The 14,063-nt window shown below is 72.2% G+C and carries 12 protein-coding genes; 3 read left to right on the top strand and 9 right to left on the bottom strand.

Translation table 11 applies throughout. The annotated features are described in order from the left end of the window. Positions 1-311: 311 nt before the first annotated feature. Positions 312-788 carry a hypothetical protein gene (locus tag AC27LF_RS40800; protein ID WP_479658194.1) on the bottom strand — a complete coding sequence of 159 codons (477 nt, stop codon included), beginning with the start codon at positions 786-788 and terminating at the stop codon, positions 312-314. A 44-nt stretch (positions 789-832) separates the two neighbouring features. Further along, positions 833-2,002 (bottom strand): steroid 3-ketoacyl-CoA thiolase, encoded by a 1,170-nt coding sequence (locus tag AC27LF_RS40795; protein ID WP_479658193.1) that lies wholly within the window; start codon positions 2,000-2,002, stop codon positions 833-835. Between the two features lie 238 nt (positions 2,003-2,240). Here AC27LF_RS40795 and AC27LF_RS40790 point away from each other — a divergent pair, with 238 nt between their 5' ends. Next, positions 2,241-3,476, top strand: a complete 1,236-nt coding sequence (locus AC27LF_RS40790) for a cytochrome P450 (protein WP_479658192.1) — start codon at positions 2,241-2,243, stop codon at positions 3,474-3,476. A gap of 632 nt (positions 3,477-4,108) precedes the next feature. Here the strand turns inward: AC27LF_RS40790 and AC27LF_RS40785 are convergent. Then, positions 4,109-5,113, bottom strand: coding sequence for a tetratricopeptide repeat protein (locus tag AC27LF_RS40785; RefSeq protein WP_479658191.1), 1,005 nt, complete (start codon positions 5,111-5,113; stop codon positions 4,109-4,111). Between the two features lie 849 nt (positions 5,114-5,962). Between AC27LF_RS40785 and AC27LF_RS40780 the strand changes: the two genes are divergently transcribed. Next, positions 5,963-6,163 carry a NucA/NucB deoxyribonuclease domain-containing protein gene (locus AC27LF_RS40780; RefSeq protein WP_479658190.1) on the top strand — a complete coding sequence of 67 codons (201 nt, stop codon included), beginning with the start codon at positions 5,963-5,965 and terminating at the stop codon, positions 6,161-6,163. 17 nt (positions 6,164-6,180) lie between these two features. Beyond that, on the top strand, positions 6,181-6,708 hold the full coding sequence (locus AC27LF_RS40775; protein WP_479658189.1) for a hypothetical protein: 528 nt from the start codon (positions 6,181-6,183) through the stop codon (positions 6,706-6,708). Positions 6,709-6,781: 73 nt separating this feature from the next. On the opposite strand, the gene AC27LF_RS40770 is transcribed toward AC27LF_RS40775, so the two are convergent. From AC27LF_RS40770 to AC27LF_RS40745, 6 genes are all read right to left on the bottom strand, one after another. Beyond that, positions 6,782-7,195, bottom strand: a complete 414-nt coding sequence (locus AC27LF_RS40770) for an aggregation-promoting factor C-terminal-like domain-containing protein (protein ID WP_479658188.1) — start codon at positions 7,193-7,195, stop codon at positions 6,782-6,784. Between the two features lie 350 nt (positions 7,196-7,545). After that, positions 7,546-8,373 (bottom strand): ECF transporter S component, encoded by an 828-nt coding sequence (locus AC27LF_RS40765; RefSeq protein WP_479658187.1) that lies wholly within the window; start codon positions 8,371-8,373, stop codon positions 7,546-7,548. After that, positions 8,370-10,331 (bottom strand): ABC transporter ATP-binding protein, encoded by a 1,962-nt coding sequence (locus AC27LF_RS40760; protein WP_479658186.1) that lies wholly within the window; start codon positions 10,329-10,331, stop codon positions 8,370-8,372. Before AC27LF_RS40760 ends, AC27LF_RS40765 begins: the two co-directional genes overlap by 4 nt. Before the next feature lie 16 nt (positions 10,332-10,347). Continuing rightward, positions 10,348-11,397, bottom strand: coding sequence for a CbiQ family ECF transporter T component (locus AC27LF_RS40755; RefSeq protein WP_479658185.1), 1,050 nt, complete (start codon positions 11,395-11,397; stop codon positions 10,348-10,350). Positions 11,398-11,734: 337 nt separating this feature from the next. Next, positions 11,735-12,385 carry an SCO2322 family protein gene (locus AC27LF_RS40750; protein ID WP_479658184.1) on the bottom strand — a complete coding sequence of 217 codons (651 nt, stop codon included), beginning with the start codon at positions 12,383-12,385 and terminating at the stop codon, positions 11,735-11,737. After that, positions 12,382-13,665, bottom strand: a complete 1,284-nt coding sequence (locus AC27LF_RS40745) for an SCO2321 family membrane protein (RefSeq protein WP_479658183.1) — start codon at positions 13,663-13,665, stop codon at positions 12,382-12,384. The genes AC27LF_RS40750 and AC27LF_RS40745 overlap by 4 nt, the downstream gene beginning before the upstream one ends. Positions 13,666-14,063 lie beyond the last annotated feature (398 nt).

Raw genomic sequence — 14,063 nt, 5'->3', positions numbered from 1 at the left:
CGTGCAGTGCCCCACCCGCCGACGCGGTGGAGCAGTCACCGAGGATGAGGCCGGCGTTGATCAGGGCCTGCTGCCACCCGCCGAGCGGAGCGACGGCACGGAGGCCGGCACGCCGGGCGTTGTCCAGCCAACGTCGACATCCGCACCACCCGGCCACGGAACTGCCCGTCCCGGTGTTCACCGAAGTCACCCCCCGTCGCCAGTTGGGCCGCCCTTCCGCCTGGCCGAGGACGAGCAGCGTGCTGCAGCCCTGCTGCCCGCCGCCGCGGATGCGGGGCTGACCGTGAGGACTACATGCAGCGGGTCCCGCGTTACTGCCCCGCGCCGGGGTCAAGGAGTCGGCGGATGCGCTCGTACTCGGCGGCCATCTCCGGTGTGGCGAGGAAGTCGTCGAGGTCGGCGGAGACCTCGTGGTCGACCTCCTCGATGGAACGGATGGCGAGTTCGTAGAGTTCGCCGCGCCGGTTCTGCTCCAAGTAGCTGTGCCAATGCGCCAACGCGCGGATGGCGGTGAGGACTCCGGGGTCCAGATCGTCTTCGACCAGGATGCCGTCATAGATCGCCGCGAGCGCGTCGTGCAGTTCGGCGGCGCTGATCGTCAGGACGTTCGCGCAGGCGGTGGTCAGCGCCGCACGGGCCTCTTCGGTGAGTTCGTCCTCGTCCGCACCGTCGAGCAGTTCCGGCCGCACCAGACGGGTGACCGTCTCCTCGCCGAAGGCACGAACGTCATCCTCGGTGGCCGCGACGATCATCCGGAGAACGTCCGCCTCAAGTTCGCTGTAGTGCACGCCCGTAGCTTAAGGGTGCTTGTCGCATGAGGCCGGTGGCATGTTCAGAGCCGTTGGATGATCGTGCCGGTGGCCAGGCCACCGCCCGCGCACATGGTGATGAGCGCGAACTCCTTGTCGGTGCGCTCCAGTTCATGCAGCGCCGTGGTGATGAGGCGGGCCCCGGTCGACCCGACGGGGTGCCCGAGGGCGATCGCACCGCCGTTGACATTGACCTTCGCCAGGTCCTGCTCGAAGACCTGCGCCCAGCTCAACACCACCGAGGCGAACGCCTCGTTGATCTCGACCAGGTCGATGTCCTTCAGGCTCATCCCGGCCTTGCCCAGCACCGCCTTCGTCGCGTCGATCGGCCCGTCGAGGTGGAAGTGCGGGTCGGCGCCCACCAGGGCCTGCGCGACGATCCGCGCCCGCGGCCTGAGCTTCAGCGCCCGCGCCATCCGCTTGGACGCCCACATGAGGGCCGCCGAACCGTCCGAGATCTGCGAGGAGTTGCCCGCGGTGTGCACGGCCGTCGGCATGATCGGCTTCAGCCGGGCCAGCGCCTCCATGGACGTGTCGCGCAGCCCCTCGTCCTTGTCGACCAGCCGCCACATGCCCTGCCCGGCGTGCTGCTCCTCCTCGGTGGTGGGGACCTGCACGGCGAACGTCTCGCGCTTGAAGCGTTCCTCGGCCCAGGCGTTGGCGGCCCGCTCCTGGGAGAGCAGGCCCAGCGCGTCGACGTTCTCCCGGGTGAGGCCGCGGTGGCGGGCGATGCGCTCCGCCGCCTCGAACTGGTTGGGCAGGTCCACGTTCCACTCGTCGGGGAACGGCTTGCCCGGACCGTGCTTGGAGCCCGAGCCGAGCGGCACCCGCGACATGGCCTCGACGCCGCAGCTGATCCCGACGTCGATGACGCCGGCCGCGACCATGTTGGCCACCATGTGCGCGGCCTGCTGCGAGGAGCCGCACTGGCAGTCCACGGTCGTCGCCGCCGTCTCGTACGGCAGGCCCACGGTCAGCCAGGCCGTACGCGCGGGGTTCATGGACTGCTCGCCGGCATGGGTCACCGTACCGCCGACGATCTGCTCGACGCAGTCGGCGGGGATGCCGGTGCGGCCCAGCAGTTCACGGTAGGTCTCGCCCAGGAGATAGGCGGGATGGAGGTTGGCGAGCGCGCCGCCGCGCCTGCCGATCGGGGTGCGTACCGCCTCGACGATCACGGGTTCCGCGGCCATGGGGGAACGTCCTCTCCTCGGTCACCCGCGCGGCGCGGGGCGTCCCGGCCCGGCCCGCCACGCAGAACTAGAACGCGTACCAGTTCTGTGTGCAGTTTGCTGACCGTCCGTCGGTCACCGCAAGAGGTCGCGCGCAATTGGGGTCGCTCTGCCCCTTGCGACTTGTAGAACCCGTTACTACCGTCGCGGCGACCGGGATTTCCTGATGGTCCGTCAGAATGGTGGGAGTGAGTCGCACATGCCCTGTCCCGCGCTGTCCGACGGGTTCGACTTCACCGACCCCGATCTGCTGCACCACCGCGTGCCGCTGCCGGAGTTCGCCGAGCTGCGCCGGGCCGAGCCGGTGCGCTGGATACCGCAGCCGCACGGCGTGGCCGGCTTCGCCGACGACGGCTACTGGGCCGTGACCCGGCACGAGGACGTCCGCTACGTCTCCACCCACCCGGAGATCTACTCCTCGTCCCTGAACACCGCGATCATCCGCTTCAACGAGCACATCGAACGGGACGCCATCGACGCGCAGCGACTGATCCTGCTCAACATGGACCCGCCCGAGCACACCAGGGTCCGGCAGATCGTGCAGCGCGGCTTCACACCGCGGGCCATCCGCGCGCTGGAGGACCGGCTGCGGGCCCGGGCGCAGGCGATCGTCCAGGGCGCGCTGGCCCGCTCCGGGCCGTTCGACTTCGTCACCGAGGTCGCCTGCGAGCTGCCTCTCCAGGCGATCGCGGAGCTGATCGGCGTGGCGCAGGAGGACCGGTCGAAGATCTTCGAGTGGTCCAACAAGATGGTCGCGTACGACGATCCCGAGTACGCGATCACCGAGGAGGTCAGCTCGGAGGCGGCCACCGAGATCCTCGCGTACGCCATGAACATGGCCGCCGAGCGCAAGCAGTGCCCGGCCAAGGACATCGTCAGCACGCTGGTCGCCGCCGAGGACGAGGGCAACCTCAACTCGGACGAGTTCGGCTTCTTCGTGCTGATGCTGGCCGTCGCGGGCAACGAGACCACCCGCAACGCCATCACCCACGGCATGCACGCCTTCCTCACCCACCCCGACCAGTGGGACCACTACAAGCGGGAGCGGCCTCAGACCGCGGCGGAGGAGATCGTCCGCTGGGCGACGCCCGTCAACGCCTTCCAGCGGACCGCCACGCAGGACACCGAGCTGGGCGGACGTCAGATCAAGAAGGGCGACCGGGTCGGCCTCTTCTACGCCTCCGCCAACCACGACCCCGACGTGTTCACGGACCCGGACACCTTCGACATCACCCGCGACCCCAACCCCCACCTCGGCTTCGGCGGCGGCGGCCCGCACTACTGCCTGGGCAAGTCCCTGGCGATCCTGGAAATCAACCTGATCTTCCATGCCATAGCCGACACCATGCCCAACCTGAAACTCTCCGACACCCCCCGCAGACTCCGCTCATCCTGGATAAACGGCATAAAACAACTCCAGATCACCCCCACATGACCACTCCACCGCTGCGCGAGTGACCACGACGGCGCCGCAGCCGGGCACAGCGGGCGGCTGGGGTTGGCGCGGCGCAGCCGCAACTGAACGGCGCCGGTGTTAGCGCCCTGAAGGGGCGCGGGGAACGGCGCGATCAACCACGACGGCGCGGCAGCCGGGCACGGCGGGCGGCTGGGGTTGGTGTGGCGCAGCCGTATCTGAACGGCGCTGGTGTTGGCGCCCTGAAGGGGCGCGGGGAACGGCGCGATCAACCACGATGGCGCCGCAGCCGGGGACGGCGGGCGGCTGGGGTTGGCGTGGCCGTGGGTTTTGCGTGGCGCAGGCGTACCTGAGCGGCGCCGAGGTTGGCGCCCTGAAGGGGCGCGGGGAACGGCGCGATCAACCACGACGGCGCCGCAGCCGGGGTCGGTGGTTCGCTGGGGTTGGGTGGCCGTGGGACCGGCGCGGCGCAGCCGTAGCCGAACGGTGTCGAAGCCAGCGCCGCGGGCCCGCGGGGAACTGCGCGATCAACCACGATGGTGCCGCAGCCGGGGGCGTCGGGCCGCTGGGGGCGGCGTGACCGTGGGGCCGGCGCGGCGCAGCCGTAGCCGAACGATGTCGAAGCCAGCGCCGCGGGCCCCCACGGTCAAAGATCAACGCGCACGCCGCAGCTTGCGAGTCTGCGCCGCGGCCCGCTTGATCTCACGTGGTCCGGTCTTCTCGGCGATGGCGAGGTGCCGATCGGCCTGCACGGGATCCGCGAGGCAGGAGCCGAGATGCAGATGGGCCAGCGCGGAGACCGCAGGGTCGGCCGAGCTGGTGCCGAGGGTGAGCAGTTCGACCACGCCGTCGGTCTGGTTCCCCTCCAGGCGCCCGACCGCGAGGTCGACCGCGGCCTTGGGCGCGTACCCGGGATGCCCGGTGGCGCGAACACGTTCGAGCAGGTCGCGTGATTCCTCGGCCGCTTCGGGGCCACCACCGTCCCGGAGCAGCCCGGCGAGGTTGAACGCCGCGTGCAGCGCAACGTTGGGACGCGGGCTGCTCATCGCGGCGCGATACCGCTCGATCGCGGCGTCACGCCGGCCATTGCGGTCGAGTACGAGGGCGAGTTCGAGCTGGGCCTGCGCGGTGACCACGGGGTCACCGCAACTGGTCGCGGCGACGAAGTTCTGCGCCGCCTCCTCCTCTTCGCCGAACCCCGCACGCAGGAAGCCGAGGTGGATGGCGGCGAGGCCAGAGGTGGCGCCGTTGCGGAGCATCATGGCCAGTTGGTAGTTGGCGTCGGCGTCGGCCCACTTGCGGCGGGCGTGCAGCGCCATGCCCCGCGTGAGGAAGACCTCGGCGGCGATGTCCGGGTCCGAGGACTCGCCCAGCCTCTGGATGGTTTTCAGCGCGTCCTTCGGCTTCTTCCTGACGATCTGCACCAGGGCGGTGACGAGTACGCCGGCCGCACGCAGCTTCCCGTCGTCGGAGCCGGTGGCGCGCGCCGCGAGTGCGGCGGCCTGCTCCACCGCGTCGGCGTCGACGAAGGCACGCGCGAGTTCGAGTATGCCCGCGAAGTCGAGCTGGTCGAGGCCGCTGTCGTTGAGGATGTCGCCCGGATCGGGCAGCCTCAGCGGCCCCGGAAGTCCGCCGCCCCCACCTTGTGCGCCGCTCACCACGCCACCTCCCGCGTCTCGCCCGGCGCCCTGACCGAGGCTCACCCCCAAGGTGCCACCCCGCCACCCGCCACCGGCCCGTCCTCTACCTACCGACCGCAACCGTACCCGCCACCAACGGGCCGAAGACCAGGTGGTGCGGCAGGACGGGCCAGCCTGAGCGAAGCCCGCCCCGGCTTCATCGGCTTGGAGCTGGGCGCCCTGCTCGTGCTGACAACGCGCTGCCCGCGTAGGTACCAGGGCGCCGACAACGGACGTGGCCGTGATCACGTGTAGAAACTCGGCCAACTTGCCTTATATGTACCGGGTGGATCAAGTCCCGCTTCGAAAGCTGCCAGAAGCGCCCCTTCGACCTGGTCCTACGGGACGTCAGGGGCACCACTACGCTCGGCCGCCTCTGGTTCGACCAATGGGTCCTCGGCTTCGCCTACGACGGCAGCCGACGCGTCGACTACGTCGCCAGTGTCGAGAACATACGCGTCCAGCCCATACCCACCGAAGACGCCACCAAGTGGCGGGTCGGGCAGCACTTCCACCACAGCGTCAACGCATCCACCAGTGACCCGGACCCCAAGGTGACCGCGCCGCAGAGCCTGGAGCGCGACGAACTGCTCGGCGTATGGGACACCAAGCCGAACTGGACCCTCACCTATACCTCACCGGACCAGGGCGCCCTGTTCGAGCAGGGCAACCAGCAGCGCGTCTTCTCGACCGTCACGATGGACCTCAGCGCCGGCTCCCCCAACGCCGCCCCCTTCACCGGAGGCGGCGTCTACAACCGGTTGGTCGACAAGGAGAAGCAGAAGAAGAACCGCGCGCGTTCGATCAAGGAATGCGAGAAGGTGTGGGGTGACTACAAGGGAACCGACTTGCAGTGCGACGTACCCCTTCGCCTCCACGAAGGAAGGTTCCACCAAGGGCGACAACCGCTTCTCCGTCCGGCTGATCGACGGCGACGACAATGAGACCGGCGGCCGTAGGCTCGACCAGATGTACACCCTCAACCGGATCCTCGACGGTGACGCCTTTTACATGAAGGTCACCAACTAGCAGAAGGGCAGCGGCTCATGGCACTCCTGGCCGAATACAGCTGCAAGGCCACACCGGCCCGCCGCGTCGTGGAGGTGTACGACGCCGACGCCTACCTGAGCGACGACGATGCCATGGCCGCTGCCCGCAGGCAGGTGGTGGCCGGCAACGGCTACCACCTGTATCTCCTCAGCCTGCAACCCGACATCGACGTCGAAGTCGCCATCCGTGTCTGGGACACCCCGCCGGCCCCGCCCGCCCACGCGGAAGGCCGGGTCCCCGTGAGTATCGAGTCCGAAACCGGCATCCTCGTCGTCAACCAGCTTGAGTACGGGCCTGCGGGAGAAATGACCCTGCCCCGGCCCGGTGTCTACGAAGGTCATGCCTGGTGGGAGAACCGGCAAGCGGTCGCCGACTACTACGCGACCACCCTCGACCACCCCACGGACGACACCTTCGAGGACCACCTCACCCAGGCGTGGAACAACAGCCCGGTCACCGAACGCTACGTACTCGACCTGGCCTACGTCCGCGACCCCGAACCCGTCGACGAAGACGACCTTTGAAGCCCGCGCCGATCGAGCGAGCCGCGCCCCCGCGCCGTGAGGCGTGAGGGCGCGGGCGGGTGCGGGGTGCGGGTCAGTACCAGCCGTGGGCCTGCCAGAAGGTCCACGCGGCGGTGGGGCTGCCGTAGCGGGACTTCATGTAGTCCAGGCCCCACTTGATCTGGGTGGCCGGGTTGGTCTTCCAGTCGGAGCCGGCGGACCCCATCTTGTGGGCGGGCAGCGCCTGGACCAGACCGTAGGCGCCGGAGGACTTGTTGGTGGCGTTGACGTTCCAGCCGCTCTCACGCTCGACGATCTTGCTGAACGCGTTGTACTGCGCGGCGTCCGGAATCATCTGCTTCGCGATCGTCCGGGCCGAGGAGTCCGAGGCGGGCGCGGCCTGGGCGGGCGACGAGGTCAGCACCATACCGGTGGTGGCCGCGGCGACGGCGGCGACGGCGAGGGCCCTCTTGGGGGCGGCGAAGCGACGGACGAACGAGACGGACACAGAGAACCTCTTGCGTTGGGGACGGGGGGCCGCCCGGTACGCGTCACCGCCGCGTTCCGCGGGGTGGGCGTACGTCGGCGCCGCGACCCGGGTGGGTGCGTCGGCGCCTGGCGACGGGATCCAGAGAAGCAGGCCGGAAACTTGTCCGCAATAACCCCTTTTACTAGTTGTGGCCGCATAAGCGGGAAAGGTCGTTTGTGTGACCTGGCTCGCACGGTGCAGGTCAGCGGGGGTGCACTGCGGGACATATCGGACAAGTGGGTCTGCTATCCGGCTTCGTAGGTGACCTGCGTCATGTGGGGCGGCTCACCGCACCGCCCACCCACCGCGTACGAACGCTCACCCAGAGGTCAACGGCCGGGGGCGTCGAATGTGACCGCGGTCTCGAAAGCGGCCCGCCGGGTGGCCCGGCGCAGCGCCCGCAGCAGCGCCGGTCCGAGGACGAGGGTCAGCAGCACCGTGCAGACGGCCCGGCCCAGGTCCCAACCGAGCGACGTGGCCAGGCAGTAGGCGACGAACCGGGCCAGGTTGGCGGGGACCGCGGCCTGCGGGTCGAAGGCGATGTTCGAGGCCAGAGCGCCCATGAAGGGCCAGCCCGCGAGGTTCATGACGGTGCCGTACGCGAACGCGGCGAGGAAGCCGTACCCGGCCAGCAGCGCGAGTTCGGCCCGCCCGCGCAGCCGGTCCGGGCCCGGGAGCAGGCCCGCGCCCATCGTGAACCAGCCCATCGCCAGCATCTGGAACGGCAGCCACGGCCCCACCCCGCCGGTCAGCAACGCGGACGCGAACATGGTGAGCGAGCCGAGTACGAAGCCGAAGCCGGGGCCCAGGACGCGTCCGCTGAGCACCATCAGGAAGAACATCGGCTCGATCCCCGCCGTACCCGCGCCGATCGGCCGCAGCGCCGCGCCGGTCGCGGCCAGCACGCCCAGCATCGCCACCGCCTTCGGACCAAGACCCGACTCGGAGATCGCCGCCGTGACGACCGCGAGCAGCAGCACCAGCAGTCCGGCGAACAGCCACGGCGCGTCCTGCGCATGAGCGCTGATCCCCGAGCCCGGCGAAGCGAGAAAGGGCCACCCGAAGGCGACCACCCCGACGGCCCCGACGAGCCCGAGCGCGGCAACGGAACGGGGTCCGATCCGTACGGCCCTGGCGTGGGGGGTCTGCGCCGTCATGCCAGCGCCTCCCTCACCTGGGTCACCGTGAGCCATTTCTGCGGGGCGAGGATCTTGGTGACCTGGGGGGCGAAGGAGGGTGAGGAGACCACGATGTCGGCGGTCGGGCCGTCGGCGATCACCTCACCGTCGGCGAGCAGCACCACCCGGTGCGCCAGCTCGGCGGCCAGCTCCACGTCGTGCGTGGCCAGGACGACCGCGTGCCCCTCGGCGGCGAGCCCGCGCAACAGTGCGACCAGGCGGGCCTTGGCCGCGTAGTCCAGGCCGCGGGTCGGCTCGTCCAGCAGGAGCAGCGGCGGACGGGCGGCCAGCACCACGGCCAGCGCGAGCGCCAGCCGCTGGCCCTCGGACAGGTCACGCGGGTGCGTGTCGTCGGTGATCCCGGGCAGCAGCTCCGACACCAGCGCACGGCAGGTACCGGGCTCGGCACCCGCGTCCCGGTCGGCGGCGGCGCACTCGGCGCCCACGGTGTCGGCGTACAGCAGATCCCGGGGCTCCTGCGGAACCAGCCCCACCCGCCGCACCAGTTCGCGCGGCGGGGTGCGGTGCGGTACGGCTCCGCCGACCCGGACACTCCCCGAGCCAGGCTCGACCAACCCGACCAGGGCGTTGAGCAGCGTGGACTTCCCGGCCCCGTTACGCCCCATCAGAGCAACGATCTCCCCACGACCGACGGTGAGATCAACCCCACCCAGAGCCTCAACCCGCCCCCGCCACACCACCAGCCCCCGCACCGAGGCGATTTCGGCCGACGGCTCGCCATCGCCCTGAAGGGGCGCGGGGAACTGCGCGAGCAACGACGACGGCGCCGCGGCCGGGGGTTGGCCGGTCATGGACGGCGGGTCTGTCTTCGCCCCAGCCCCGTCGCCTGTTCCGGCCGACGGCTCGCCATCGCCCTGAAGGGGCGCGGGGAACTGCGCGAGCAACGACGACGGCGCCGCAGCCGAATGACGCCGCATGGGCCGAAGCCAGCGCCGCGAGCCCGCGGGGAACTGCGCGAGCAACCCCGACGGCGCCGCAGCCGGACGACGCCGTATGAGTCGAGGCCAGCGCCGCGAGCCCGCGGGGAACTGCTCGGTCGGCCCCGACGGCGCCACGGCCGGACGACGGCCAGTCGCGGGCGGCGGGGCCGTAGGGGCGGCGTCCGCGAGGCGCAACCGCAGCCGCTCCGCGGAGCGGCGCGCCTCGCGGACGGTGAGGGGCAACGGCGACCACCCCGCCAGCCGCCCCAGGTCCACCACGGGCGGAAACACCGGAGACACCGCCATCACCTCAGCGGGAGCGCCCAGCACAGGCACACCCCCCACCGAAGGCAGCAACAGCACCTGATCGGCGTACTGAATCACCCGCTCCAGCCGGTGCTCGGCCATCAGCACCGTCGTCCCCAGGTCATGCACCAGACGCTGAAGCACCGCCAGCACCTCTTCCGCGGCGGCCGGATCCAACGCCGACGTCGGTTCGTCGAGGACCAGCACCCGTGGGTGCGGAGTGAGCACGGACCCGATCGCGACCCGCTGCCGCTGCCCACCGGACAACGTGCCGATGGCCCGGTCCCGCAGCTCCGCAAGCCCGAGCAGATCCAGGGTCTCCTCGACGCGCCGCCGCATCACCGCCGGCGCCAGCCCCAACGACTCCATGCCGTAGGCGAGTTCGTCCTCCACGGTGTCCGTGACGAAGTGCGCGAGCGGATCCTGCCCCACCGTGCCGACGACGTCGGCGAGTTCGCGCGGCTTGTGGGTACGGGTGTCGCGGCCCGCGACGGTGACCCGGCCGCGCAGGGTGCCCCCGGTGAAGTGCGGGACGAGCCCGCCGACCGCGCCCAGCACCGTGGACTTGCCGACCCCGGACGGCCCCACGAGCAGCACGAGTTCACCCTCGGGCACCTCGAAGTCCAGCCCCCGGACAGTGGGTTCGACAGCACCGTCGTACGTCACGCTGACGTCCTCGAAGCGGATCACGACGGCTCCTCGGGGATCACGACGGCTCCTTGGGGATCACGACGGCGGGAATGAGGGCGAGGAGTACGGCCGCCGCGGGCCACAGCGGCAGCGTGGGCGCGGTGAGCGGCACGACCCCGGGATGCAGCGCCGCCGGGTTGCGGGCCGCGGCCAGGGCGAGCAGCGCGGCGACCGCGGCACCGGACGCGGCGACCAGCCAGGCCCGCGCGTTCCACGGGTCGGGCCGGTACCGGGTGCGCAGCGAGCGCCGGCCGCCGAGGCGCAGCCCGGCGAGGGCCGCGACCACCCCGGCGAGCAGCACCGGCAGCCCGTAGGTGCCGCCCTCGGCGGTGAGCAGTCCGTACGTGCCGGCGCACACACCGAGCAGACCGCCCAGGGTGAGCGCGGCGGTCGTACGGCGGACGGCGACGGGGACGTCGGCGGTACGGCCGTACCCGCGGGCGTCCATCGCGGCGGCCAGCGCGACGGAGCGTTCCAGCGCGCCCTCCAGCACGGGCAGGCCCACCTGGAGCAGGCCGCGCACGCCCTGGTCCGGGCGCCCCCGCAGCCGGCGCGCGGCCCGCAGCCGCTGTACGTCCGCGATCAGGTTCGGCGCGAAGGTGAGCGCGACGACCACGGCCACACCGATCTCGTACAGGGCGCCCGGCAGCGACTTGAGGAGACGGGCCGGGTTGGCGAGGGCGTTGGCCGCGCCGACGCAGATCAGCAGCGTGGCCAGCCTCAGACCGTCGTACAGCGCGAACACCAGTGACTCGGCGGTGACCCGGCCGCCGAGCCGGATGCCCTGCGCCCAGTCGGGCAGCGGGACTTCGGGGAGGGTGACGAGGACATGCGTGCCGGGGATCGGCGAGCCGAGGACCACCGCGAAGACGAGGCGTACGACGAGGACGGCGAGCGCCAGCTTGGCGAACGCCGTGTAGGACCGGGCCCAGGGGGCGGAGCTGCGACGGGCGGCCACCACATAGCCCGCCGCCGCGGCGAGCAGCCCGAGCAGCAGCGGATTGCTCGTCCGACTGGCCCCCACCCCGAGCCCGAGCGCCCACACCCACCAGGCCCCGGGATGCACCACGTTTCGCTGTCGCCGCCGCGATGCGGGCGCCCCGCCCGGAGCCGCCCGGCCGTCGGCGCGCTGGGCCGCGCCGCCCCCGCGGCCCGTGCGGGTGCCGCTCGTGCCACCGGTGCGGTACGGCGGCTCTCGGCGGAGGCCGCCAGACGCGTCCGCGCTGCCGGTCCCACCCCGCTGATCGGTCCCACCCCGCTGATCGGTCCCACCCCGGTGATCGGACCCACCCCGGTGATCGGCGCCGCTCGTCCCGCCAGGCCGGTCCGTGCCGCCAGGCCGGTCCGTGCCGCTCGGCCGAGCCGTGCCGGTTGTGCCGTGCGGCGGCCGGGGGTCGCGGCGGTTACGCATTCCGGCGTCGGCGGGCCTGCCAGACGGCTGCCGTGCCGAGCAGGACGACCGCCGCCGCACCCGCCCACACGCCGATCGACGGGCCGCCGTCCTCGGTGGCCGCGGGCCGCTTCGCGGCGGACGTCGGCCGGCCGCCGGCGGACGCCACCTGCTCGCCGCAGCCCTTGCGCGGGTACCCGGCGATCGCACACAGCAGGGCGTTGGCGTCGTAGCGCAGCGGCCTGGCGACCGCCGCCAGCGCCTCCGCAGTCGTCGCGTCGGGCGCGACGGCCGCACAGGCGGTCCGCGCCTTCGGCGGTGTCTCGCCCTCGGCCGCGTCCGCCGCCGTACCGAAGTCGAGGACCAGCGCCACCCGCTTGCGGCCCTCCCGCTCCGGCGTCTGCGCGCAGATCGTGTCGAATTCCGCCGTACCGCGCGGGCGCGTGGCGTCGCCGGAGTCCTCGCTCACCGCGAACCGGAAACCCTGCACGGCACCGTCGGCGGGGCGGGCCGTCGACGGGCCCTCGGTGGCGTACGTCCACGTGTCGCCCGCGCGCTCCCAGAAGGACCAGTAGCGGTAGCCGACGGCCTGCGCCTGACCCGCCGCGCCCCACACCAGGAGCGCGGCCAGCAGCAGGAGCGCGCCGCGCCGCACGCCGGTCACAGCTGCCGCTGCTTTCTGCGGCCGCTGAGCAGGAAGCCGATGCCGGCGCCCGCGGCCAGACCGGCGCCGACCATCCACCACACACCGGCGCCGGAGCCGCCGTCGTCCTTCTCGCCGGACGCGTCGGCCGCCTTCGTCGCCTCGGCGGTCTGCGGCGCCGGGCCGGTCGCGTTGAGCGCCCGTACCAGGTCCGTACCGCCGAAGTCCCGCGGGTCCGCGCCGGCGGCGTGCGCCGCGAAGATCAACTGGGCGTACCCGGCCGGACCGCTCTGCTTCGCCCAGGCCGCCGCGTTCTTCTCCAGCCACGCCAACGGCTTCGCCGCCCGCCGAGCCCCGCCCTGCGCGGCGAGCGCGACGACCGCGTCGGCCGTGTTGCCGTAGTCGGGCTGCTCGGGGGCGCCGGCCAGCGCGGAGGTGAGGTGGCCGTCCTTGGCGACGGCGCGGGCCAGATACGACGCGCCGTTGGCCGCGGCCTGTTCGGCAGTGAGCCGGTCCGCGTCCACGCACCTCGTGCCGGAGCCCTTGGGTTCCTTGCCGGTCTCCTTGCCGGCATCCTTGCCGGACGCCTGGTCCGGCTCGCCCGCCTTCGCGTCGAGACCCGCGCCGAGTACGCCGACCACGGCCGCCGCGGTGGCGTCCGCGTTGGCGGTCAACGCGCCCTTCTTGTCCGGCTGATAGGCGAAGGCGCCCGCGCCTTCTCCTGCGCAGGGCAGAGCCAGCGTCAGCAGCGCGTCGTACGGCGACTTGCCCCCCTTGCCGCCCTTGGTGACCTCAGCGGGCCGCTCACCGGCCGCCGCGAGCGCGCCGATGACCACGGCCGTGGAGTTCGCGTCGCTCGCGCCGCCCGGGGAGTAGGCCCAGCCGCCGTCCTCGTTCTGCACCGACTTCAGCCAGGTCACCGCCTTGCCGGTGGCGTCCTCGTGCCCGCCGACCGCCACCAGTGCCTGGACGGCGGCGGCCGTGCTGTTGGTGTCGGTCATCACCTTGGCGTCGCAGGCCCGCGCGGGCTCGGCGCGGAACGCGGCGAACGCGCCGTCCGCGCACTGCTGCCCGGTCAGCCAGTCGACCGCCTTGGCGGCGGGCGTCACGGACACCGTGCGCTGCGCGAGCAGGGCAAGCGACTGTCGCCAGACGCCGTCGTACTTCGGGTCCGAGTCGCCGTACAGCCCGGACGGGAGCACCGTCGACGGGGACGGCGACGGGCTCGCGGCCAGGGCGGGCGCCGCGGCGGCGAGCACGCCCACGGCTGCCAGGGCCGCTGCGCTGCGGCGGACGTTCATGGTCGGCGGGTGCCTCTCTTCGCGGGTCGGTTCGCGAGGAAGCCGGGCAGCACGGGACACCCCGGGCGGCTCGGGCCCCGTAAACCTCGACGGTGCCGTGCGCGGCGGGTGCCGACGCACGTGAGCCGGTCAACGTTCCGCCCGGGGCAGTCCGGCTCACCGGCCGCGGACGGCCGGTTCACGGTTGCGGGTCAGCGCCGGATTCCCACCGGCTTCCCCCCAAACGAACAAGAAGACGCCCACCCACTCTACCGACCCCCCTCAGAGCCCCAGAAAGGACGGCTCCGACACCGCCCCATAGGGGCGCGAGGAACGGCGCGCCAAGCCACACCAAACCCGCACCCGCCCGCCGGCAATCCGAGGCACCCCAGTGGCTCCGCCCCACCGGCGCCAGCCCG

Source organism: Streptomyces diversicolor, from assembly GCF_057537855.1.
This window is presented reverse-complemented; position numbering and strand designations above follow the sequence as displayed.